This is a genomic window from Neorhizobium sp. BT27B, from assembly GCF_050455485.1.
GTDB lineage: Bacteria > Pseudomonadota > Alphaproteobacteria > Rhizobiales > Rhizobiaceae > Neorhizobium.
Genome location: NZ_JBCIYT010000008.1, coordinates 223,108 through 245,061 on the forward strand (window position 1 = coordinate 223,108; position 21,954 = coordinate 245,061).

Here is a 21,954-nt window from a genome sequence, read left to right on the forward strand (position 1 = left end):
TATCCTCCTTTGCTGGTTTATGCGCTGACGGCTGATACATCCGCCACGATCCTGACGGGGATCGCCTTGGCTGCCGGCGTTTTGGAAAGTTCGTCATGGTGGTCGATGGCGTTCAGCACGTTGCATTCCGGATAATAGGCGCCGATCGTGCCGCGCGGCAGTTTGTGCGATACAACAGTCAAGCCGGACAGCTGGCGATGTTTTCCATCGGAAAAATCGCTGACGAGCGTGACGGACTGTCCTTCTGAAAATCCCGCTGCAGCGATGTCGTCTTCGCACATCAACACGACATCGCGCGTGCCTTCGATGCCCCGAAAGCGATCGGAATATCCGTAGATGGTCGTGTTGAACTGATCATTTGAGCGCATGGTGATCAGACGGAAACGACCCGGCGCATCCTCGAAGGATATGGCGTTCAGTCTGTGGGGAGTTGTGAACACGGCCTTTTTCTCTTCCGTATTCCAGATGCGGTCATGGGCATCGTTTCCGCGATAAAACCCACCGGGTTCGAACATGCGCGCGTTGTAATCCCTGAAATCCTTGGGATAGGTCGCCTCGATCAGGTCTCGCACGAGGCTATAGTCGCCGGTCCAATCATCCCATTTCAATTTTGGGTTTGACGCAAGTGTTGCCTTGGCAATGCCCGCCACGATGGCAAGCTCGCTTTTCAGGTGTTTCGAGGCCGGTGTGCGTTTGCCAATCGACCCGGAAATATGGGAAAAGCTGTCTTCCGTGGTCACCGACTGATTGCCCGTCGCCTGGATGTCCTGCTCTGTACGGGTCAGGCAAGGCAGGATCCACGCCTCCTTGCCGGGAAACAGGTGGCTACGGTTGAGCTTTGTCGAGACCATCACCGTCAGGTCCTGGTTCGCCCATGCTGTTTCCATATCCTTCTGGTCCGGAACCGCCCGCACAAGATTGCCACCCAGCGATATGAAAGCCTTGATTTTTCCTGCCATCAGACCTTTGACGGCATCAACAATCGGTGTTCCGTCCTCCATTGGCGGATCGAAATCGAACAGGGCCTTCAGCTTCTCCATCGGAATGAGTTTGGTTTTTTCGGCAATGCCGACAGTGCGCTGACCCTGAACGTTGGAATGCCCGCGCACGGGACAGCATCCGGCCCCCTCGCGGCCGATATTGCCGCGCAGCAGCAGCAGGTTCACCAGCATCGCCACGTTCAGCGTGCCTTGGGCATGCTGGGTCAAACCCATGCCGTAAACGCCGATGACACGTTCCGCAGCGATATAGGTTTCACCGGCTTCGCGCAGATCGGCTTCGGATAACCCGCTTTCCCGTTCGATATCGGACCAGTTGGCGCCGCGTACAAAGGTAATGAACGGTTCCAGGCCTGTCGTGTGTTCAGTGATGAACTCGACGTCGAGGACACGCTTCGAGCCGGAGGCAATTGCTGCATCGTCCGCCTCGACCACCACCTTGCAGAGGCCAAGAATTGCGGCGACATCGCCGCCGGCCTTTACCTGCAGATACTGGTCGGAGATCTTTGTCTCATGCCCCGTGACCATATCGAACGGATTTTGCGGACTGACGAACGACACGAGCCCCTGCTCGATGACCGGATTGAAAGTGACGATCTTTGCACCGCGTTTTTTGGCGTCCTGAAGCGGATGCAGGAAGCGCGGGCTGTTGGTGCCGGGATTCTGTCCAAAGAAGAAAAACGCGTCGGTCTTTTCCAGATCCTCCCAGACGATGGTTCCCACCGGCGAGCCGATCACCTTGTTGAGCCCGACCGATGTGGTTTCATGGCACATGTTCGAGCTTTGCGGCAGGTTGTTGGTGCCGTAGACACGCGCAAGCAGCGCATAGAGATAGGAGGCCTCAAGACCTGCGTGACCGGATGAATAAAACACCACGCTATCGTGATGCAGGCGTTTCAAAGTCCTCCCGATCCTGTCAAACGCCTCGTCCCAGGTGACTTCCAAATAACGATCCGTCGCATGGTCGAACCGCATGGGATGGGTCAGGCGACCCGTCATTTCCAGATCGTGATCTTTCCAGTTCCTGAGTTCGCTGACGGTATGGTTGTTCCAGAAGTCCGGTGTGCAGCGCGCATTGGTGAGTTCCCACATTGTCGCCTTCGCACCGTTTTCGCAAAATTCGAACGGATGGTAGTTTTTCGGCTTCGGCCAGGCGCAGGAAACGCACATGAAACCGCCGGGCTTGTTTTGCCGTGCCAGGGTTTCCAGAACGGCTGGTGTCGGCCAGCTCTCCCCGTAGATGCGTGCGATCGATTTGAGGGACCCCCAGCCTCCGGCCGGGCCTTTTCCATCCGGGTTGCTGACATAATCGGCCATGGTTTTTCTCCCAATCTGTTACTGAACGGTGGCGGCGTTACGCCTGCGGCTCATGCATGGGACAACGATTAAACGCCTGCCTGAAGTCGGCCGAATGCTGATAAGCGGACCGGCGGGCACGATTGATGTTGCCGAGCGGTTGGTGCGCGGCCAGCCCCGTCCAGACGCTGAAACGCATCTCTTCGTCGACCGCGCGAACCTTGTCGTCGTTCCAGCTGTCCTGCGGTTCTGCTGTCACGGTCGCGACGGTGACGAATGGTGCGTCGTCCTCGGACCATTCCACCGTCGGGTCCTCGATTGGCTGTTTTTCAGTATCGCGACAGAGCTGAACCTGAAATTCCCAGACCGCTCTGGTCGTCAGCATTTCCGCCTGGACCGTTTCGCGGATCGCATCTTCACGCACGCTGGTATCGATGATCTTGCCAGTCAGGGCAGTCAGATCAAGGGAAACTGGCTTCAAACGGAACTTTGCGATGTAGTCGCCATAGCGAAATGGCGTTACGCTGAAATAGGTCTCTCCCAGCGGGTCGACATTTGGTGCGCCACCCAGTGACTGAACCGCAGGACTTGCCGCCCCGACGCTTTCAAGCGCGGCATTGACGGTCTGCAGCACACTTGACATCACCACCTTGGTTCCCTCCATCCGGTCGGTGGTCTTGGCCAGCAGTTTGAGATTTTTGAGGAATTGCGCCGCCGTCTTCGCCTGGAAGACCGGGCCATTGACCATGACAAAGTCCTGCGTGGTGCCTTCTGCGCCCGGCAAACGATCGCCAAACACATCGACGACCTTCATGGCAAGGCCACGCGGCAGCGACACGGCATCGGGCAGAATGTCTCCTGCGTTCGTCGAGATGCGCATGTAGACCGGATGTTCGCCAGCAGACGCGAACAACCCTTGCGCCAGTTCCGGGGCAAGCCCCTCATGCACACGCATCACGCCCTTGATTATGCCATGGGCTTTTGCGTGCACAGAACGCACAGCATGCCCGTAATCCTCTGCGGTCCGTTCAAGAATGGTGTCAAAGGCCTCATTGAGGCCTGCCTGTGTTTCCGTCTCGTCGGACTGAAAGGTTTCGATTTCAGGCGTGTAGCGGATAGGGGAGGCGGCAGATGACATGTAACAAGCTCCAATGGGCGGGACTATTCAAACTCCATGCCGTCGGGATCGTTCCTGCCTTCGGTTCTCCGTACGGTAAGCGTCGGCATCAATGTAACTTTTTGACTTTTCGAACGTTTGGCAACGCAGCCATAGTCGAGGTCGAGAATGGAAAACCTGGTGCATATGATGATGGAGAAACTCGGCCCCGTGGGGATCGCGCTTCTCATGTTTCTCGAGAATGTCTTCCCGCCCATTCCATCAGAACTGATCATGCCGCTTGCCGGATATCTGGCGACGCGCGGTGACATGAATATTTTTGTCGTCATCGCGGCCGGAACCATAGGGTCGATGCTCGGTATTCTTCCCTGGTATTTTCTGGGGCGCAGGCTCGGTCACGAAGGGGTGCGGAAATTTGCGTCGCGCCACGGCCGCTGGCTGACCATGACGGCGTCCGATGTGGATGCTGCGGCCGATCGCTTCAAGCGCCATGGCGCGGTCTCGGTGCTTGTTGGTAGGCTGATCCCGACAGTCAGGACACTGATATCTGTGCCGGCCGGTGTCGCGAACATGCCCATTGCCCAGTTTCTGGCGCTATCCTTTGTCGGTACGCTTGTATGGACCGCAGCGCTGGCAGTCGCCGGTTATGTGTTGGGGCAGGCCTACAGCACTGTCGCCGATTATGTCGATCCGGTTTCCACTGGTGTGCTCGTCGTTCTGGTTGCCATCTACATCTACCGCGTCGTTACCTACAAGGAGGAACGCGCATGAGTGAGTGGCTGAACGCGCTAGGATTGCAGCTCAATATTATCCCACATCTGGCTGCCCTCTTGTTCGCCTATGTGCTCGCTTTGCCGATCGGCTGGGACAGAGAGAAAAATGAACGCAGCGCCGGTTTGCGGACGTTTCCCCTCGTTGCCATCGCGGCCTGTGGTTTTATCCAGGCTGCGGAGACTGTTACTGCGGGTAATGCTGAAGCGACGGCGCGGGTGGTCGAGGGACTGATCAACGGGGTCGGCTTCATCGGAGGTGGTGCCATTTTGGTCGGCAAGGCCAGCACGCGTGGGACGGCGACGGCTGCGAGCCTGTGGGCGACTGGCGCAGTCGGTGCTGCCGTTGGCCTTGGGGCCTATGACACGGCAATCGTGCTGTCGATCGTGACGTTTGCAACGTTGCGCGTGATGGCAAATTTCAAGTCTTCGCCGATTGAAAGTGATCGTGATCCCTAAGTCATGGTTTGGTCCGGAGGACAATTGGACTCCAAAACAGAAATGGCCCGGAGCGGGATCGCGACCGGGCCATTCTGCTGACTGCTTGATGACTGATCAGTGTTTGTGCTCAGGCATCTGCTTCAACTGATCTTTCGTCCAGCTCGTCACGGCATGGACGTCACCGTCTTCATCGCGCATGAATTCAAGATCGGTCAGCGGCACTGCCACCGGCTTTGCACCGATGCCGAGAAAGCCGCCGACATCAATGATCGCGGCGCTGCCTGCGCCGGCGCCGTGGATATGGTCGACCTTGCCGACCTTGTGGTCATCCGCACCATAGATGGTCGCGCCTTCCAGCGTGCCGGGAATGAGTTCAGCAGTGCTGAGGCGAACGTGATTGGTATGATCCATTGGGGCATCCTCCTTTTCGATTTGTTCTGCAAAACCAACCGGCGGCCTCCGGTTTTGTTCCGAATGTTTTTCACGATCATCTGCGATTTCGATGAGGTTGATTGTACCGACCGGCCGGAACTCAGGGGCATCCGGCGAGTTTTCGAAAAATGGACCGAAAGGATTTTCGATGACCGATCGTTTGAATATGCAGGACCCCAGAACGCAATACCCCGCTCCGCCATTCAAAACTCAGGAACAGGCCATGCCCGGTCTTGCCCGGCACATGTTGCCAAGGCCTGATCATGGCGAACAATCCTACAAGGGATCAGGACGGCTTGTCGGCCGCAAGGCTCTGATAACAGGTGGAGATTCCGGCATCGGTCGTGCCGCGGCGATTGCATTCGCGCGCGAAGGCGCCGACGTCGCCATCTCCTATCTCGCCGAAGAGGGCGAAGATGCGCGCGAAGTGATGGCCCTGATCGCGGCGGAAGGCCGCAAAGGTGTTGCCCTGCCGGGCGACATCAAGCAGGAGGCCTGGTGCCGCGAAATGGTTTCGAGGGCTGTCGATGAACTGGGTGGCCTCGATATTCTGGTCATCAATGCTGCCCGTCAGCAGTATCGCGATGATGTGTCGCAACTGTCGACGGACGATTTCGACGCCACAATGAAAACCAATCTCTATGCTTTGCACTGGATTGCGCAGGCTGCGGTGCCGCACCTGCCGGCTGGTGCCGCCGTGATCACCACGGCCTCGATCCAGGCTTATCAGCCATCTCCCATCCTGCTCGATTATGCCACGACGAAGGCAGGCATCGTTGCCTACACGAAAGCGCTGGCCAAGCAGCTTATCGAGAAGGGCGTGCGCGCCAATGTGGTCGCACCGGGCCCATTCTGGACCGTGCTGCAGCCGAGCGGCGGCCAACCGGACGAGAAGGTCAAAAACTTCGGCAAGGACAGCGATTTCGGCAGGCCGGGTCAACCGGTCGAACTGGCGCCCATCTACGTTCTGCTCGCATCCCAGGAAGGCAGCTACCTGAACGGCGAAGTCTTTGGTGCGACCGGCGGCAAGGGCGTCGATTGACGGTGAGGTGAGCGTATTCCTATGGCCGACGACAAGCTTCGAACCTACAAGCAAAAGCGTGATTTCAAGCGCACCACTGAGCCGGGCGGGGTCGTACAGGTAAAACCGTCGAACCGCCTGCGTTTCGTCATTCAGAAGCACGATGCGACACGCCTGCATTACGATCTGCGGCTTGAACTGGATGGTGTGTTCAAATCATGGGCCGTGACGCGCGGCCCGTCGCTCGATCCCGACGACAAGCGCCTGGCGGTCGAGGTGGAGGATCATCCGCTTGATTACGGCGATTTCGAAGGCACAATCCCTAAAGGCGAATACGGTGGTGGTACCGTCATGCTGTGGGACCGCGGCACCTGGGAACCAGACGGTGATCTCTCCCCGGAGCAGGCTATCGACAAGGGCGATCTGAAATTCGTGCTTCATGGCGCTCGGCTGCACGGCAGCTTTGTTCTGGTGCGCATGAAGAACGACCGTGACGGAGGCAAGCGCACCAACTGGCTTCTGATCAAACATCGCGATGATCACGCGGTCAGTCGCAATGGCGGCGCAATCCTCACCCGCGAGAAGAACTCGGTCGCGTCCGGTCGGGATATGGCGACGATTGCGGACGGCAGGGGAAGGAAGCCGCGACCGTTCATGTTAAGTGAGCCGGTGATTGAAGCGGATGCTGTCTGGGACAGCAGCGAGGGGCTTGCAGCAGAAAACCGCAGGACCCGCGATGAACGAAGCTCTTCGAAAAACAATCGGACCTCCGAAGTGACGATGTCGGAATTCATTGCGCCGCAACTCTGCAAGACACAGGACAGACCACCGCCGGGGTCAGCATGGCTGCATGAAATCAAGTTCGATGGCTACCGCATCCAGATGCGCGTGGAAGCGGGCCAAGTCATCTTGAAAACCCGCAAGGGTCTGGACTGGACGGATCGTTTCCGCCAGATCGCCACTGATGCTGCCGATTTGCCGGACGCAATCATCGATGGTGAGATCTGTGCCCTAGACGATCATGGTGCGCCCGATTTTGCGGCCCTGCAGGTCGCGCTGTCCGAAGGCAACACAAAAAATCTGGTCTATTTCGCCTTTGACCTTTTGTTCGATGCCGATCAAGATTTGCGCGAACAGCCGTTGAACAAGCGCAAGAAGCGCCTTGAAAGCGTTTTGGCCGATGGCAAGGCGGGGCCTCGCATCCGTTATGTCGATCATTTCGAAACCAGTGGCGATGCGGTTCTGCGGTCGGCCTGCAAACTGTCCCTCGAAGGCATCGTCTCGAAAAAGCTGGATGCACCTTATCAATCCGGCCGGAGCGATAGCTGGATTAAATCCAAATGCCGGGCAGGGCATGAAGTGGTCGTCGGTGGTTACGCCACCAATGGCAGCCAGTTCCGGTCGCTGCTGGTGGGTGTCTATCGAGACAAGCATTTTGTCTATGTCGGTCGTGTCGGCACGGGGTTTGGCGCCGGTCGTTCCAGGCTGCTGTTGGATACCCTGAAGCCTCTGGTCGTCTCCCGTTCTCCCTTCACAGGCGTCGGCGCACCGAAAAAGGAAGCCGGCGTCCATTGGGTCAAGCCGGAAAAAGTTGCCGAAATCGAATTCGCCGGATGGGGTGCCAACGGACTTGTGCGTCAGGCGGCATTCAAGGGCCTGAGGGAAGACAAGCTGGCTGACGAGGTCACCACCGAAGAACCGGCTTCGCCAACGCAGGCTGAAATCACGAAGCCGCCTGAACGCAATGCGGCACTTTCGAAAGCCTCATCACGTTCGGCTCGGGCAGAGGTGATGGGCGTTCTGATCTCTCATCCCGCCAAGGCGCTTTGGCCGGACAACCAGAATCCAGTCACCAAACAGGACCTGGCTGAGTATTATGAGGCCGTCGGCGGCTGGCTGATCGACCATGTTCGCGGTCGCCCCTGTTCCGTGATCCGCGCGCCGGATGGAATTGGTGGAGAACAGTTTTTCCAACGTCATGCCATGTCGGGAACATCGAACCTTCTGGAGCTGGTGAAGGTCTCGGGCGACAGGAAACCCTATTTGCAGGTCGATCGTGTCGAAGGGCTGGCGGCCCTGGCGCAGGTGGCGGCTCTCGAGCTGCATCCCTGGAACTGCCAGCCGAATGAGCCGGAAATTCCCGGCCGGCTGGTGTTCGATCTCGATCCCGGCCCGGATGTCGCTTTTTCGACCGTGGTCGAAACGGCCCGGGCCTTGCGTGACCGCCTCGACGCGCTTGGACTTCTCAGCTTCTGCAAGACGACAGGCGGAAAGGGACTGCATGTCGTGACGCCGCTGCAAGCGACAAAAGGAACGTCGCCGAACTGGGATGATGCAAAGAATTTTGCCCGCCGTGTGTGCGAACAGATGGCGCAAGAGCAACCGGAACTTTACCTGACGAAGATGGCGAAGAAGCTGCGGAACGGCCGCATCTTTCTCGACTATCTGCGCAATGACCGGATGGCGACGGCGGTGGCGCCCTTGTCACCGCGGGCCAGGCCCGGCGCCACGGTATCCATGCCTCTGACCTGGGCTCAGGTGAAAACCGATCTCGATCCGACGCGTTTCACGATCCGCACGGTGCCCGCCCTGATCGAAAAGAGCGATGCGTGGAGGGATTATTGCCAATCCGAACGCTCGCTCGCCGAGGCGATCAAGCGGCTCGACAGGATGATCTGAACGATCGCACCCTTCCGTCGCTATTTATTCTTCGAGCTGCGGTTGTCAGCCTCGACCGATTTGCGCAGGGCATCCATGATGTTGATGACATTGCTCGGCTTGTCGGTCTCGGATGTGCTCGCCTTTTTCGGCGCAGGCGCGCGGCGATGTTTCTTTTTCGAATTGATGATGTCGAGGAGATTTTCTTGTACGGGGTCGGAGACCATTTTGGCGTCCCATGGCCGGGTCTGCTTCTCGATGAGCTTGCGGATCAGCGGCAGCATTGCCTTTTCCGGCTTTTCCTTGCCTAACCCTTTGAAATAATCGGCCTCGTCTCTGACCTCGTCGCCATATCTGAGGGTCCAGAGCACGATACCCTTGCCGCGTGGTTCCAGCATCACCGCCCGTTCTCGGCGGCCCAGCACCAGTCGGGAGATGCCGACCATTTTCTGCTTGTCCATTGCGGCGCGAATGACCGCGAAGGCCTCGTCGCTCACCTTGTCGTTCGGTGTCAGGTAATAGGGCTTGTCCAGCCAGATCCAGTCGATCTCGTCGCGTGGCGCAAATGTCGAGATGTCGATGGTCTTTGTGCTCTCCAGCGCCACATTGTCGAGGTCGTCGTCTTCCAGCATGACGTAATCGTCCTCGCTGCGCTGATATCCTTTCACCTCGTCCTTGTCGCGAACCGGCTTGCCCGTGCCCGAATCCACGTACTGGCTGAGCACCCGGTTGCCGGTATCGCGATTGAGGGTGTGGAACTTGACCTTGTCGCTATCAGACGTCGCAGGCGTCATTTCGACCGAACAGGTGACCAGCGAAAGCTTCAGATAGCCTTTCCAATAGGGGCGCAGTGCCATGTAACGATCTCCTGCCTATCCTGCTTTCTGACGTGACGTGTTTTCGGATGATTTGGGCGCCTTTTTGCGTGCGCTGTTGGCGTTCGCAGACTTTGGCTTGCTGGTGGATTTCTTGGAAGCGCCAGCGCTGTCCCTCAAGGCCTGCAGCAGGTCGCTCGGTTTCGACGCCTTGACGGCCTTCGGCTTCTTGAACGGCTTGCCCTCGATCTTGGCCTTGACCATTTCGGCCAAGGCTTCCTCGTATCGATCATCGAATTTGGATGGATCGTAGCCGCCCTTTTTCGTGGCGATAATATGCGACGCAAGATCGAGCAATTCCTTGTCGATTTTTATCTCCGGCATATCATCGAACGCCTCGTCGGCTGAGCGGACCTCGTAATCAAAGTTCAGCGTCGTGCCGATCAATCCATCACCATGGGGGCGAATCAGAACCGTTCGCAGACGACGAAACAGCACGGTACTCGCAATCGCCGCAACCTTGGCTTCCTTCATGCCGTCACGCAACAGGGCAAACGCCTCCTCGCCGGATGTCTGAGGTGCGAGATAATAGGGTTTGTCGAAGTAGACATCATCGATCTCGTCGCATGCGATGAACGCTTCAATGGCAAGTGTCTTGTCGCTGTCGGGAATGGCGGCTGCGATTTCCTCGGGCTCAAGGACGACATATCGGCCATTGCCGGTCTCATATCCCTTTACCTGGTCGTCATGTTCGACTGCATCGCCAGTCTCGCTGTCGACAAATTCCCGGCGCACGCGATTGCCCGTCCTGCGGTTGAGGATGTTGAAGCTGATCCGTTCCGAAGAGGAGGCCGCTGTGTAAAGTGCCACAGGGCAGGAAACCTCACCGAAGGTAATATGTCCTTTCCAGTTCGCACGCGGTGCACTCATCTCGGCCTACTCCTTACACTGTCGTTTCATAGAACCGAATGGCCCACGGAATCGTTCCGCAAGATTGGCTTTGCGGAGTTGATCGATGGCGAGGCCGTTCACATCGGGTGCGTCGGTGGCCGTTGGGTCATTCGCACGCGAACACCCGCATGCCCAACGCGGCGTGTTTCCGATACCTGTGCAGACTGATGTTCGCAGGCGGCTATCTTTAAGGATCTGATTTCCGCGGCAGCCTGCAGAAGCGCTGATGCAATCTCTACGTCGGTGAAGGCCGGGACCGCCCGTGCCATTGTCATCATGTCGATTGCGACATCCTGACCCTGGCCATAGGAGGCAAGACCGACGCATTCGCGCATATCTCGGATCGTTTCATAGGAAATATCGAGGAGGCAGGCCCGTGTAGCCTCTGGCAACCGATCAATACGGTTGGCAGCCTTCACGAGCGCGGCAACAAAGTCTGATGCATTCTGCATCTCATCACCATGACCTTTATATTCTGGTCTGACCTAACACGATCTGGCGTGAATCAGTTCCCTTAGGGCATTGCTTGCAAACCGCCGGAGACCTTGCGACGCGCTAAAATGTTTGACGATTGCCGCAACCTTTTCATTGATCCTGCATTATCGGCGCGCATTGCAGGAGACGAGAAGAATGAAGGTGATCGAGGACTGGCTCGAGGATAAGCTGGCAGCGCGAAAAATGGTGCTGGGATATGTCGAGGATGCCAGCGAGTTCAGCATGCTGGCGGGAGCTTTGCGAGCCGAGGCGCAAGCGGCGGGCTATAGTCCCAACATGTTGGTCAAGGCATGCGGTGGAGACATCTGCTCATACCTGATGCAGGTAACGCAACGTACGGACATGCAGATAGCGGCTGAGTAACGTGTGGCCTTTGGAAGCGCGTTATAGCTCCAGACTGTTTACAGACTTTAAGATAGTAAGATGATGCCAGTTCTTTTTGGGACAAGCCTGTGACAGCAGGCATAATTCATTTTCGGCTCGCTCGAGGCCAGTCAGTTCATCATAAAAAACTGGTCACGTCATTGCATTATGTGCCTTCAGCGCGAATTATCCCGGGCCCGGCTTGCATGCTGGGATCTTTCTGAAGGAGCTTTACGTGACCCGGAATTGTCGCGGCGCCGGTCTCGGTAAGGCATTGATGCGAGAGCTTGCGATCATCGCCCGACAAAGAAATCTAAAGCGCATCGACTGGACTGCCGATGCGGACGATAAGCGTCTCCTGCAATTCTACGATGAGCTGGGCGGCACACGCCGGCCCGAAAAGCTGTTTTACCGTCTGGATGGCAACGCTCTTCTCCGGCTGGGCGAAGGTTAGCCGAAAATGGCTTCCTTCAATGCATCACCGAAAGACCGGTGGCAGACTCTATTGCCGTTGCGTGTTGTGCAGATTTTTGCAGAACGGCAGCCCTGCCGGCGGTTTGATCATTGACGGGTAATGGTGGGTCCGCCGAGCAGTTGCGCCCTGGGTCGGAGAAACGTCTTTATCCCGTTTTTCCAACCTGCAAGTGCAAGCACCGACGACCTGATGGCCCCGTACAAGTCGGTTGTGTCTAGGATCACAATGTCCGCCGGTCCGCCGATTGCCAGCTTATGCTTTACCCCCATGATTGCTGCAGCCTTCGCCCCAACCATGTCAAACACCAGCTCGATGTCTGCATCACGGGAAAGCTGCATGACATTGGCATAGAGATTGGCCATCCTCGACAGCGACGCGTCACCGAACGGGGTGAACGGGTTCAATACGTTGTTGGTGGCAATGGCCGTTCTGACGCCAAGGGCTGCGAGACGGTGCGCCGGCGTGATGCCGCGCGGGATGTTTGACGTATATTGCCGCCCCGTCAGAAAAAGGTCCGTCGCCGGCAGGACGGTCAAAGCGATGCCAGCATCGGCAAGTTTATGGCCGATTTCCGCAAGTGCCGACGGTTCCAGCGCAGAAAGATTGGTAACATGGCCGATCGTGACGCGACCGCCATAATCATTTTGCCGCGTCGCCTCGATCACCGCCGGAAGGTCCGTTTTTGTCGGATCGAGACTGAAGTCGAGATGGAAATCGATATCCACGTCGTATTTTCGCGCGAGCGAAAAAATCCTGCGGACATGTTTGGCCGGATCGATGTCGGTATAGGGGCAGCCGCCGATCAGGTCAGCACCCGAACGGAGCGCCTCGTCGAGCATGGCTTCCGTCTCCGGTTCCTGCGTCAGGCCTTCCTGCACAAAAGCACAGATCTGGATGTCGATCGCAAATGCATAGTCACCCCGCACCCGCTTGATCGCCTCGAACGAGCGCATGCCGGCCCGCGGGTCGATTTCGACAAAGGTCCGCATGCGGTTGGTGCCGTGCTGGATCGCCTTGGCGACGAGCGCCGACGCCCGATCGTAGACATCCTCTTCGGTAAAGCCGGCTTTTGCCTGTGCCGTTTGCCGCACCGCTTCATCGAGCGTGCCGGCGCAGATCGTGCAGCGATCGAGGATGCAGGCCTTGTCGAGATGGATGTGGCTGTCGACGAAACCCGGAAAGGCGAAGGCGCCGTCGAGATCCTCTTCCTCCACCGCTTCGCAACGAAGCCCCGGCGCAATGTTGGCGATAATGCCGTCCTGGATGGCGATATCGACCAGATCGGGATTTTGCGCTGTGCGAACGTTACGCAGCAGAAGGTCGACTTTCATCTTCACTCCTATAGGGCAATCGCACAGCCATCGCTGCGCGGATCATGGGCGCCTTCCATCCAACCGTTTTCGCCGATGCGAATGACGCCGGCCTGTCCGGAAAGCGCGCTCAAGGCCGGGATGGTGATGACCTCGTGGCCGCGGGCGGTGAGCGTGGCAAGAACATCATCGCCGACCGATTGCTCGATCTTCAGGTTGTCGCGACTGTCGGAAAAGGTGCGGCCGAGAAGAAAACGCGGTGCCGAGAGCGCAGCCAGCGGGTCGAAACCGTGGTCGATCAGACGGCTGAGCAGCACGGTCAAGGTCTGGGGCTGACCGTCGGCCCCTTGTGTTCCGTAAAGGAGATGCGGACGCCCGTTCTTCAAGCCTATGCCCGGATTGAGCGTGTAGAAGGGGCGTTTGCCGGGCGCAAGCACATTGGGGCTTTCGGGATCGGTGCTGAACGCGGCCCCGCGGTTCTGCCAGATGATGCCGGTATCGGGTAAAAGGACGCCGCTGCCCCAGTCGTAATAGGTGCTCTGCAAAACGCTCGCGGACCGGCCCTCGCCATCGACGGCGGCAAGATAGACCGTATCGCCGGTCTGGAAACGGTGCGGCCATGGCAGGGCGGCTTTGGGATCGATGGCAGCCGCCTTGTGTGAGAGGGTTTTGGCCGCGATCCATTCGCCACATTGCTGCGCGACAAAATCCGGATCGGCGATCTGGCCCCGGTCGATAAAGGCCTGTTTCACCGCCTCGACGCAGAAATGGTAGAAATCCGGGGATGTCGGATCCACGTCCTGCATCGGAAAACGGGAGAGGATGCCCATGATGGCAAGCGTCGAAATACCCTGGGAAGGGGGTGGCGGTGCCAGAAGTGTTATGCCGCGATAATCGATGGATACCGGATCGGCGAGCGTGGCTGCCGTTTTTATCAGGTCGCCCGCACGGATCGGGCTGCCGGCTTTCTCAAGGGCGACTGCAATCCGGTGCCCGGTGTCACCCTCATAAAATTCGCGGTGCCCGTGCAGCGCGATCGCTTCCAGAACAGTGGCAAGCTGTGGCTGACGCTGCTCTCCTTCTGTCACGAAAGCGCTGGCGACACCCGGCCAGTTTTCGATTTCTCCGTTGCGGAAGGCATGCCAGTGCCGTTGCGACTGGCTGACCGGAAAACCGCCGGCCGCCAGTTCGATCGCATCGGCAAGCAGCGCTCCGAGGGTTTCCTTGCCCTGCCAGTTGTCTGCGGAAAACCGCAGTGCCTCGCCCCAGCTGTCGATCACGGCCGCGGTCGTCAGCGCCGAAAGCGGCCCGCGTGCCGGGATCGTTTCCAGCACCGGCAGTTCGGCTGCGGCCTGGCCGATGCCCATGATCGCCTTCTGCCGTCCCTGCCGGTCGGCGACGATCCAGATCGCATCGCCGCCGAGCCCGCAAAAATGCGGGTAAACGACGGTCAGCGCGGCGCCAGCCGCAATCACCGCCTCGATTGCCGTGCCGCCGCGGCGCAATACCTTGGCGCCGGCCTCGCTGGCGCGCTTGTGCGGGCTCGTCACCATGCCCTGCCGCGACCGTGCCGCTGAATTTGCCGTCTGGTCCATGTTATTCGGACGCCGTCATGTAGCGGTTGAGAATTTCGGCGATATCGGGACCGTCGTCCTTGTCATCGGTCTTGGCGCGGTCTTCGACGGCATGCAGGTGATGGTCCATGATCCGGCTTGCGGTTTCCGGCGCCTGTTCCTTCAATGCCTCGATCAGTTGCACGTGTTCGTCGATGCCGCATTCGGCGGAATGCGGGCGGCCGAAACGGGCAAGGATCAGCGAGGAGCGCGAGACGACCTGGCTGATGAAGTCGATGAGCAGTTTCGATCCGGTGAGTTCGGCAAGCAGAATGTGGAATTCGCCGGCAAGCCTGATCGAGCGGGGCGAGGAAGCCTGAAGCGCTCTTTCTTCCTCCCTGACATGGCTGATCAGTGCGTCGATGCCATCGCGCGGCATGCGTTTGCATAGCCGTTCGATCACTTCGCGTTCGAGGCAGCGCCGCAAGGCGAACACTTCCTCGGCCTCTTCCAGCGTCGGCATGGTGACGGCGGCGCCACGGTTCGGCTTGATCTCGACAAGCCCGTCGGAGGCAAGCCGTAAGAGCGCATTGCGCGCACTCGTACGGCTGACGCCAAACGTATCGCCGATGGAATCCTCCGGCAGTTTCGTGCCCGGCTTCAACGCCTGTTCAAGTATGGCTCGGCGAAGCGACGCATAGATCGCATCGCTTCTGCTGAGATTCGTGGACATCGCTGTCGACCTTTCTCCTGCATGCATTTTCTACGCATATTGCACAAAAAGTGTACGACATCCAGTCGAATAAATTGCATGCAATTTTGTATTGATCTTGTATCCGGTCTGATCTAGCCTCTTCTTAACCCGACAGAGAAAGGGCGAAAAGCCGCCTGCGGGAGCCGGTAACAACGTCATGTGATCCAGCTTCAGGCGCCGCCTTGTGGATATTGCATGCAATCCGAGGGGAATTTATCAATGCAATTATCGAAAATCCTGGTCGCGGGTATTGCCCTGTTCGCCGTGGCGATGCCGGCAAACGCCGCAACCCTGAAATGGGGCGCATCACGCGATATCAGCTCGCTCGATCCCTATTCCTACGGCGACAGTTTTGCGCTCGGTGTTCTCAACCATGCCTATGAGGGGCTGGTCCGTTACGACCGCAATCTCAAGATCGAGCCGGCGCTGGCCACATCCTGGGAAATCGTCTCGCCGACGACCTGGCGCTTCAAGCTGCGCGAAGGTGTGAAATTCCACAATGGCGCGGATTTCACCGCCGATGACGTGCAGGCCTCGCTGCTGCGCGCATCCAATCCGAAATCGCCGCTGCGCGGCAATATCCCGGCCTACAAGGGTTCGCGGATCATAGATGCGCACACGATCGAGATCGATGTCTCCGCCAACTATCCCCTGTTGGCAAACGATCTGACGACGATCTACATTTTCGACGCCGGCTGGCTGAAGGACAACAATGCCGAAGCCCCGACCGATGTCGGTTCTGGCACGGAAGGGTATGCCACCTACAATGAAAACGGCACCGGCCCGTTCAAGGTGGAAAGCCGCCAGCCGGATGCGAAGACCGTTTTTGTCAAGTTTGATGGATGGTGGGACAAGCCCCAGCACAATATCGACCGGATCGAGCTTACGCCGATCGCCTCGCCGGCAACTCGCGTTGCAGCACTTCTGGCCGGAGATATCGACTTTACCGATCAGGCGCCGGTGCAGGATCTGCCGCGGCTTGCGGCTTCGCCCGAGGTCAAGGTGCTGGAAGGCACAGACCTGCGCACCGTGATGATCGGCTTTTCCCAGCGAGACCAGCTTCTGTCGGGTGCGGCAAATCCGATGAAGGATCTGCGCGTGCGCCAGGCGATGCAGCTTGCCATCGATCTCGACCTCATCAACAAGAAGGTCATGCGCGGCAAGTCGCGCAATGCCGGTGCGCTCGTCGCGCCGCAGATCCCCGGTTACGATGCGGCCCTCGATACCCCGGTCAAGGCCGACCCCGACAAGGCCAAGGCGCTTCTGAAGGAAGCCGGCGCAGAAGGGTTCGAATTCGAGTTCAACTGTGCCGACAGCCTCGTCAACGAGGAGCAGATCTGCCAGGCGGTCGCCTCCATGTGGTCGCGTGTCGGGCTGAAGCCCAAGCTCGATCAGGGCACACGCGCGGTGCAGACGCCAAAACGCTCGTCGGGCAAGGTCGATGTCTATACGCTCGGCTGGGCAACGCTGCCGATGCTCGATACCTACAGCCTCACCTCGCAGGTGTTGCATACCAAGGAGGGCTCGTTTGGTATCTTCAACTGGGGCGGCTGGTCCGACAAGGAGTTCGACACGGTGACGGAAGCCTCGGCCGTCGAGCTTGATCAGACAAAACGTCTGGCGATGGAAGCGCAGTCGCTGAAGATCGCCAAGGATCACGCCCTGATGATCCCGTTGCACCAGCAGCCGCTTGCCTGGGCGACAAGTGCGAAGGTTCAGGACTTTCCGCTGTTTTCCGACAACCTTCCCCGCCTGTGGCTGGTGAAGATGTGACCCCGCGCCCCTTGCTGCGGTCCAAACGCGGTGGGGGGATTGCTTCCTGTTGAACGGATCGACCCGGATATCCTGGCCAAGGAGCGCCCATGCTCGCCTTTCTCGTCAAACGTATCGGCAACGCCATCCTCGTGATGCTGACCGTCGCCTTTTTCGCCTTCCTGATCTTTCGTTTCCTTGGCGATCCCGTCGAGATGATGGTGAATGAAAGCGCCACCCAGGTGGAGCGCGATGAACTGCGCGGCCGCCTCGGCCTGAACGACGGTTTTCTCGTTCAATATATGCGTTTTGTCGGCAATGCCGCACAGGGCGAATTCGGCCTGTCCTGGCGCAACCAGCAGAATGTCATCACCCTGATCGGCGAACGCTTTCCGGCGACATTCGAGCTGGTCATCATCGCCACCATCCTGTCGCTGGCGATCGGCATTCCGCTTGGCGTCTTCACCGCCATCGGTCGTGGACGCTGGTGGGCGGAGGGTCTGCAGTTTTCCTCCATCGTCGGCGTGTCGCTGCCGAGTTTTTTTGTCGGCATCATCCTGATCCTTGCCTTTTCCGTCAGCCTCGGCTGGCTGCCGGGTTATGGCCGCGGTGAAGTGGTGCGGCTCGGCTGGTGGTCGACAGGCCTTTTGACATCGTCGGGACGTGCCGCGATCGTGTTGCCGGCCCTGTCGCTGTCGCTGTTCCAGATCACGCTGGTAATGCGGCTGGTGCGCGCCGAAATGCTGGAAATCCTGCGGGCCGATTTCATCAAGTTCGCTCGCGCCCGCGGCATCGGCAGACGGGCGCTGTGGTTCCGCCATGCGCTGAAAAACTGTCTCATGCCGGTCGTCACCCTGACGGCCATGCAGGTCGGTAACCTGATCGCCTTCGCGCTGGTCACCGAAACGGTCTTCCAATGGCCGGGCATGGGCATGCTGTTCATGCAGGCGGTCACTTTCGTCGATATCCCGGTGATGGCAGCCTATCTCTGCATCGTATCCTTCATCTTCGTAACGCTGAACACGTTCGTCGACATCGCCTATGCGGTGATTGACCCGCGCCTGCGCGCCGCGTGACGGGAGGCCATCATGACGATTGTCGAACAGACCACCAACCGGACCGTCCGCACCACACCCTCGAGGCTTTCCCGCATGCGCAGTTCCGACCTGTGGTGGAGTTTCAAACATCATCCCTCCGCCGTAATCGCTGCGATCCTGCTGCTGCTTCTCATCGCCTCGGCATTCTTTGCGCCTTTCATCACCGTCCAGAACCCCTACGATCTTGCCTCGCTCGACCTTCTGAATGCCGAGATCCCGCCGATCTGGATGGAGGATGGCCAATGGCCGTTTCTGCTCGGAACCGATACGCAAGGGCGCGACCTGCTCTCGGCCATCCTTTACGGTTCGCGCGCATCGCTGGTGATCGGCGCGGCGTCGGTGGCCGTGTCGCTCGTCGTCGGCTCGGCGCTCGGACTGGTGGCGGGTTATTACGGCAAATGGGCCGATGGCCTGCTGATGCGGGCCGGCGACGTGCTTTTGTCGATGCCGACCATGCTGATCGCCATTCTGGTCTCCGCATTGGCGCGGCAGGCGCTGCCGCCCTCGCTTCGGGAAGTCGGGGCCTCCGGTGTCATCGTGCTGGCCATCTCGCTGTCGGCCTGGGTGCAATATGCCCGCACCGTCCGGGCACTGACCATGGTCGAGCGCAACAAGGAATATGTGCAGGCCGCGAAACTCATCCGGGTGCCGACATGGCGCATTCTCGTCAAGCATATCCTGCCCAACACCACCACGCCGCTTCTGGTGACGGCGACGCTGAATTTCGGCCTCGGCATCCTGATCGAGGCGACACTTTCCTTCCTTGGTGTCGGCATGCCGCCGGAACAGCCTTCGCTCGGCACGCTGATCCGCATCGGCAACCAGTTTCTATTTTCCGGCCAGTGGTGGATCGTGCTGTTCCCCGGCCTGCAGCTCTGTCTGCTGGTCGTCTCCATCAACGTTCTGGGCGACTGGCTGCGCGACGCCCTCAATCCCAAACTGCAATGAGGTTTTCCATGAGCGACCTTCTGATCAGAAACACCCGACCCATGAGCGGCGATCTGGCCGACATCCTTATCCGTGACGGCCGCGTGGCGGCGATCGGGCCGGACCTTGTTGCCGAAGGTGTTTTGAGCGAAGACGCCGGTGGCCGTATTGCCATTCCGGGCCTGGTCGATGCCCATACCCATCTCGACAAGTCGCTGCTCGGTTACCCGTGGTATGTCAACGAGGTCGGTCCGCGCCTGATCGACAAGATCGACAACGAGCGCAGGGTGAAGAAGGATTTCGGGCTCGACGCCCATGTCCAGTCGATGCGCCAGTCGCTGCAATCGGTCGGTTACGGCACGACCCTGATCCGCACCCATGTGGATATCGACACCGATCAGGGTCTCGTGGCGCTGGAAGGCGTGATGGAAACCCGCCGGCAGCTGGCCGGCGTGGTCGAGATCGAGATCGTCGCCTTTCCGCAATCCGGTCTGATGCGCCGGCTGGGAACGGCGGACCTGCTCGATCAGGCAATGGCCATGGGCGCCGATCTTGTCGGCGGGCTCGACCCCTGCGGCATGGACCGCGATCCCAAGGCGCATCTAGACACGATTTTCGCGCTCGCCGACAAATACGGCAAGGGCATCGATATCCATCTCCATGAACTCGGCGAGCTCGGCGCGTTTTCGATGGAGATGATTTTTGAGCGTATCCGCGCCACGGGCATGCAGGGCAAGGTCGCGGTCAGCCACGCCTTCTGCCTGGCACTGCCCGACTGGAATATCTCGCAAGGGCTGATCGACAGCTGCGCCGAACTCGACGTGCCGATCCTCACCACCGCGCCGCCGTCCCGCGACGTGCCGTCCCTGAAGCGGCTGCATTCGGCCGGTGTACGTTTCGGCGCCGGCGTCGATGGTTTCCGCGATACCTGGGGACCTTACGGAAATGGCGACATGCTGGAGCGCGCCATGTTGCTCGGCATGAAAAACAACCTGCGCCGCGACGACGAATTGCTGATGGCGCTCGACGTCTGCACGACGGGTGGCGCGATGGCGATCGACCGCAAGGACCACAGCCTCACCATCGGCGGACGTGGTGACGTTGTGATCGTCGAGGGCGAGACGGTGGGCGAGGCGCTGGTCACCCATCAGCCGCGAAAGCTGGTGGTGACCGCCGGCAATGTCGTTGCCCGTGAAGGCAAAAGCCTGCGGAAACGGCCATGAGGATGGACGAGAACTGGTCCGCCCTGCCGCTCGGCAAACGGCCACCCGGTCGCTGGGCGCTCGCGTCACGTTTCATCGTGGCCGATCTGCCGGAGGGACGGCGGCTGATCGAACATGGCGAGGTGGTGATCGAAGACGACCGCGTCATCTGGATCGGTCACCGGTTCGAGGGTGAACTTGCGGCGCGGTACCAGATGGGCGAGGCGCTGGTCGGCCCCGGTTTTGTCGATCTCGACGCCCTGTCCGATCTGGATACGACCGTGCTTGGCATGGACAATCAGCCGGGCTGGAAAAAGGGGCGGGTCTGGCCGGCCGACTACGCGGCGCAAGCCCGCGAAATGTACACGCCGGAAGAACTGGCTTTCCAGAAACGCTATGCTTTCGCGCAACTGCTGCTGAATGGCATTACCTCGGCGCTTCCGATCGCTTCGCTGTTTTATCGCGCCTGGGGCGAAACGGTCGCCGAATTCGAAGCCGCGGCCGTGGCAGCCGAAGACCTCGGCCTGCGCGCCTGGCTCGGCCCTGCCTATCGCTCGGGTGGCGTGATCCTCGATGCAGGCGGCACCATGCAGCCGGTTTTCGACGAGGCGCGCGGGCTGGCGGAACTCGAGGCAGCAGCGGCTTTCACCGGACGTATTCACGGCACTGCCGGCGGCCTGATTTCTGGCATGCTCGCGCCGGATCGTGTGGAGACCTGCACCGAAACCTTGCTGCGCCGGACATTTGCCCATGCGGATGCAATGGATCTGCCGGTGCGCCTGCACATGGCACAAGGCGAGATGGAATTGCAGACGGTGCGCCGCCTGCATGGTATGACCGCGCCGGAATGGCTGGCTGGATCGTCTCGGCCTGCTTTCCTCGCGGCTGATTGCGCCGCATGCAACGGTCGCCACCGACGATGATCTTGCCCGTTATGCCGCAAACGGCGTGACCGTTGCGCATTGTCCGCTGGTTTCGACGCGGCATGGATCCGCACTCAGATCCTTTTCTCGACTGAAGGCGATGGGTATCCGCATCGGCATGGGGACCGATACCGCGCCGCCGGACATGGTGCTCAACATGGCCATCGGCCTGATGGCCAACCGTATTGCCGAAGGTCGCGGTGATGCGGCATCGGCGGCCGAATTTTACGATGCCGCGACGATCGCCGGCGCCGATGCCCTGAAACGGCCGGATCTCGGACGACTTGCCATCGGTTCGAAGGCGGATATCGCCGTGTTCGACATGGCCGACCGGATGATCGCGCCGCGCATCGATCCCGTCCAGACGCTGGTCTACGGCGCAACCGGCCGTGTCACGCGCGCCACCATCGTCGATGGCCGTCTTTCGATGCGCGACGGCGAGGTGGCGGGCATCGATCTCAAGGCAGCGCGCGCACGCGCGCAATCGCAGTTCGACGGCCTGGTGGCCCGGTATCCCGAACGCACGCATGACCATCCACCGGTCGAGACGATCTTTCCTTCCAGTTATCCGGCCCATCCTACCAAAAACGAGGTTTTGCCATGA

General features: G+C 59.4%; 18 protein-coding genes and 1 pseudogene. 11 read left to right on the plus strand and 8 right to left on the minus strand.

What is annotated here, in order from left to right:
- Window positions 1–17 precede the first annotated feature (17 nt).
- The gene (locus tag AAIH70_RS21675) at window positions 18–2,315 is read right to left on the minus strand and encodes an FdhF/YdeP family oxidoreductase (RefSeq protein ID WP_430035560.1); all 2,298 of its coding nucleotides are present in this window, start codon (window positions 2,313–2,315) and stop codon (window positions 18–20) included.
- Between the two features lie 37 nt (window positions 2,316–2,352).
- A complete protein-coding gene (locus AAIH70_RS21680; RefSeq protein WP_430035562.1) occupies window positions 2,353–3,432 on the minus strand; it encodes a catalase family protein in 1,080 nt (359 codons plus the stop codon).
- A gap of 147 nt (window positions 3,433–3,579) precedes the next feature.
- Between AAIH70_RS21680 and AAIH70_RS21685 the strand changes: the two genes are divergently transcribed.
- Together AAIH70_RS21685 and AAIH70_RS21690 are read left to right on the plus strand one after the other, a co-directional pair.
- Window positions 3,580–4,182 carry a DedA family protein gene (locus tag AAIH70_RS21685; protein ID WP_430035565.1) on the plus strand — a complete coding sequence of 201 codons (603 nt, stop codon included), beginning with the start codon at window positions 3,580–3,582 and terminating at the stop codon, window positions 4,180–4,182.
- The gene (locus tag AAIH70_RS21690; protein ID WP_132277926.1) at window positions 4,179–4,640 is read left to right on the plus strand and encodes an MgtC/SapB family protein; all 462 of its coding nucleotides are present in this window, start codon (window positions 4,179–4,181) and stop codon (window positions 4,638–4,640) included. Before AAIH70_RS21685 ends, AAIH70_RS21690 begins: the two co-directional genes overlap by 4 nt.
- Before the next feature lie 96 nt (window positions 4,641–4,736).
- On the opposite strand, the gene AAIH70_RS21695 is transcribed toward AAIH70_RS21690, so the two are convergent.
- On the minus strand, window positions 4,737–5,033 hold the full coding sequence (locus tag AAIH70_RS21695; RefSeq protein ID WP_132277928.1) for a PRC-barrel domain-containing protein: 297 nt from the start codon (window positions 5,031–5,033) through the stop codon (window positions 4,737–4,739).
- A 169-nt stretch (window positions 5,034–5,202) separates the two neighbouring features.
- On the opposite strand from AAIH70_RS21695, the gene AAIH70_RS21700 reads away from it, so the two are divergent.
- On the plus strand, window positions 5,203–6,096 hold the full coding sequence (locus tag AAIH70_RS21700) for an SDR family oxidoreductase (protein WP_430035567.1): 894 nt from the start codon (window positions 5,203–5,205) through the stop codon (window positions 6,094–6,096).
- Between the two features lie 21 nt (window positions 6,097–6,117).
- A complete protein-coding gene (gene ligD, locus AAIH70_RS21705; protein ID WP_430035570.1) occupies window positions 6,118–8,754 on the plus strand; it encodes a DNA ligase D in 2,637 nt (878 codons plus the stop codon).
- Between the two features lie 20 nt (window positions 8,755–8,774).
- Here ligD and AAIH70_RS21710 read toward each other — a convergent pair whose 3' ends face one another.
- Both AAIH70_RS21710 and AAIH70_RS21715 read right to left on the minus strand, forming a co-directional pair.
- Complete coding sequence (locus AAIH70_RS21710) at window positions 8,775–9,590, minus strand: Ku protein (protein WP_430035572.1); 816 nt, start codon at window positions 9,588–9,590, stop codon at window positions 8,775–8,777.
- Between the two features lie 15 nt (window positions 9,591–9,605).
- Complete coding sequence (locus tag AAIH70_RS21715; protein ID WP_430035574.1) at window positions 9,606–10,478, minus strand: Ku protein; 873 nt, start codon at window positions 10,476–10,478, stop codon at window positions 9,606–9,608.
- A 651-nt stretch (window positions 10,479–11,129) separates the two neighbouring features.
- Here AAIH70_RS21715 and AAIH70_RS21720 point away from each other — a divergent pair.
- Together AAIH70_RS21720 and AAIH70_RS21725 are read left to right on the plus strand one after the other, a co-directional pair.
- Window positions 11,130–11,357, plus strand: coding sequence for a hypothetical protein (locus tag AAIH70_RS21720; RefSeq protein ID WP_132277938.1), 228 nt, complete (start codon window positions 11,130–11,132; stop codon window positions 11,355–11,357).
- A 160-nt stretch (window positions 11,358–11,517) separates the two neighbouring features.
- Window positions 11,518–11,811 (plus strand): GNAT family N-acetyltransferase, encoded by a 294-nt coding sequence (locus AAIH70_RS21725; protein WP_430035695.1) that lies wholly within the window; start codon window positions 11,518–11,520, stop codon window positions 11,809–11,811.
- 107 nt (window positions 11,812–11,918) lie between these two features.
- Here the strand turns inward: AAIH70_RS21725 and AAIH70_RS21730 are convergent, their stop codons facing one another.
- From AAIH70_RS21730 to AAIH70_RS21740, 3 genes are read right to left on the minus strand one after another with little or no spacing between them, the layout of a single operon-like run.
- Window positions 11,919–13,163, minus strand: a complete 1,245-nt coding sequence (locus AAIH70_RS21730) for an amidohydrolase family protein (RefSeq protein WP_430035576.1) — start codon at window positions 13,161–13,163, stop codon at window positions 11,919–11,921.
- Window positions 13,164–13,171: 8 nt separating this feature from the next.
- Window positions 13,172–14,737: a gamma-glutamyltransferase family protein gene (locus AAIH70_RS21735; RefSeq protein WP_430035579.1), complete on the minus strand. Its 1,566-nt coding sequence runs from the start codon at window positions 14,735–14,737 to the stop codon at window positions 13,172–13,174.
- Window position 14,738: 1 nt separating this feature from the next.
- Window positions 14,739–15,428, minus strand: a complete 690-nt coding sequence (locus AAIH70_RS21740) for a GntR family transcriptional regulator (RefSeq protein ID WP_430035581.1) — start codon at window positions 15,426–15,428, stop codon at window positions 14,739–14,741.
- A 240-nt stretch (window positions 15,429–15,668) separates the two neighbouring features.
- Between AAIH70_RS21740 and AAIH70_RS21745 the strand changes: the two genes are divergently transcribed.
- The 5 genes and pseudogenes from AAIH70_RS21745 (at window position 15,669) to AAIH70_RS21765 (ending at window position 21,954) form a co-directional block, all read left to right on the plus strand.
- On the plus strand, window positions 15,669–17,222 hold the full coding sequence (locus tag AAIH70_RS21745; RefSeq protein WP_430035584.1) for an ABC transporter substrate-binding protein: 1,554 nt from the start codon (window positions 15,669–15,671) through the stop codon (window positions 17,220–17,222).
- An 89-nt stretch (window positions 17,223–17,311) separates the two neighbouring features.
- Window positions 17,312–18,277, plus strand: a complete 966-nt coding sequence (locus tag AAIH70_RS21750; protein ID WP_132277948.1) for an ABC transporter permease — start codon at window positions 17,312–17,314, stop codon at window positions 18,275–18,277.
- A 12-nt stretch (window positions 18,278–18,289) separates the two neighbouring features.
- Window positions 18,290–19,246 (plus strand): ABC transporter permease, encoded by a 957-nt coding sequence (locus AAIH70_RS21755; protein ID WP_430035587.1) that lies wholly within the window; start codon window positions 18,290–18,292, stop codon window positions 19,244–19,246.
- 8 nt (window positions 19,247–19,254) lie between these two features.
- Window positions 19,255–20,448: an amidohydrolase family protein gene (locus tag AAIH70_RS21760; protein WP_430035589.1), complete on the plus strand. Its 1,194-nt coding sequence runs from the start codon at window positions 19,255–19,257 to the stop codon at window positions 20,446–20,448.
- A 2-nt stretch (window positions 20,449–20,450) separates the two neighbouring features.
- Window positions 20,451–21,954, plus strand: a pseudogene (locus tag AAIH70_RS21765) (amidohydrolase family protein).

Bases quoted from the DNA above. Each gene is read 5' to 3' on its own strand.
- AAIH70_RS21710 (WP_430035572.1), bottom strand. From the start codon at position 9,590: ATGGCACTGCGCCCCTATTGGAAAGGCTATCTGAAGCTTTCGCTGGTC.
- AAIH70_RS21700 (WP_430035567.1), top strand. From the start codon at position 5,203: ATGACCGATCGTTTGAATATGCAGGACCCCAGAACGCAATACCCCGCT.
- AAIH70_RS21715 (WP_430035574.1), bottom strand. From the start codon at position 10,478: ATGAGTGCACCGCGTGCGAACTGGAAAGGACATATTACCTTCGGTGAG.
- ligD (WP_430035570.1), top strand. From the start codon at position 6,118: ATGGCCGACGACAAGCTTCGAACCTACAAGCAAAAGCGTGATTTCAAG.
- AAIH70_RS21740 (WP_430035581.1), bottom strand. From the start codon at position 15,428: ATGTCCACGAATCTCAGCAGAAGCGATGCGATCTATGCGTCGCTTCGC.
- AAIH70_RS21695 (WP_132277928.1), bottom strand. From the start codon at position 5,033: ATGGATCATACCAATCACGTTCGCCTCAGCACTGCTGAACTCATTCCC.
- AAIH70_RS21735 (WP_430035579.1), bottom strand. From the start codon at position 14,737: ATGGACCAGACGGCAAATTCAGCGGCACGGTCGCGGCAGGGCATGGTG.
- AAIH70_RS21675 (WP_430035560.1), bottom strand. From the start codon at position 2,315: ATGGCCGATTATGTCAGCAACCCGGATGGAAAAGGCCCGGCCGGAGGC.
- AAIH70_RS21760 (WP_430035589.1), top strand. From the start codon at position 19,255: ATGAGCGACCTTCTGATCAGAAACACCCGACCCATGAGCGGCGATCTG.
- AAIH70_RS21680 (WP_430035562.1), bottom strand. From the start codon at position 3,432: ATGTCATCTGCCGCCTCCCCTATCCGCTACACGCCTGAAATCGAAACC.
- AAIH70_RS21750 (WP_132277948.1), top strand. From the start codon at position 17,312: ATGCTCGCCTTTCTCGTCAAACGTATCGGCAACGCCATCCTCGTGATG.
- AAIH70_RS21685 (WP_430035565.1), top strand. From the start codon at position 3,580: ATGGAAAACCTGGTGCATATGATGATGGAGAAACTCGGCCCCGTGGGG.
- AAIH70_RS21730 (WP_430035576.1), bottom strand. From the start codon at position 13,163: ATGAAAGTCGACCTTCTGCTGCGTAACGTTCGCACAGCGCAAAATCCC.
- AAIH70_RS21745 (WP_430035584.1), top strand. From the start codon at position 15,669: ATGCAATTATCGAAAATCCTGGTCGCGGGTATTGCCCTGTTCGCCGTG.
- AAIH70_RS21755 (WP_430035587.1), top strand. From the start codon at position 18,290: ATGACGATTGTCGAACAGACCACCAACCGGACCGTCCGCACCACACCC.
- AAIH70_RS21690 (WP_132277926.1), top strand. From the start codon at position 4,179: ATGAGTGAGTGGCTGAACGCGCTAGGATTGCAGCTCAATATTATCCCA.
- AAIH70_RS21720 (WP_132277938.1), top strand. From the start codon at position 11,130: ATGAAGGTGATCGAGGACTGGCTCGAGGATAAGCTGGCAGCGCGAAAA.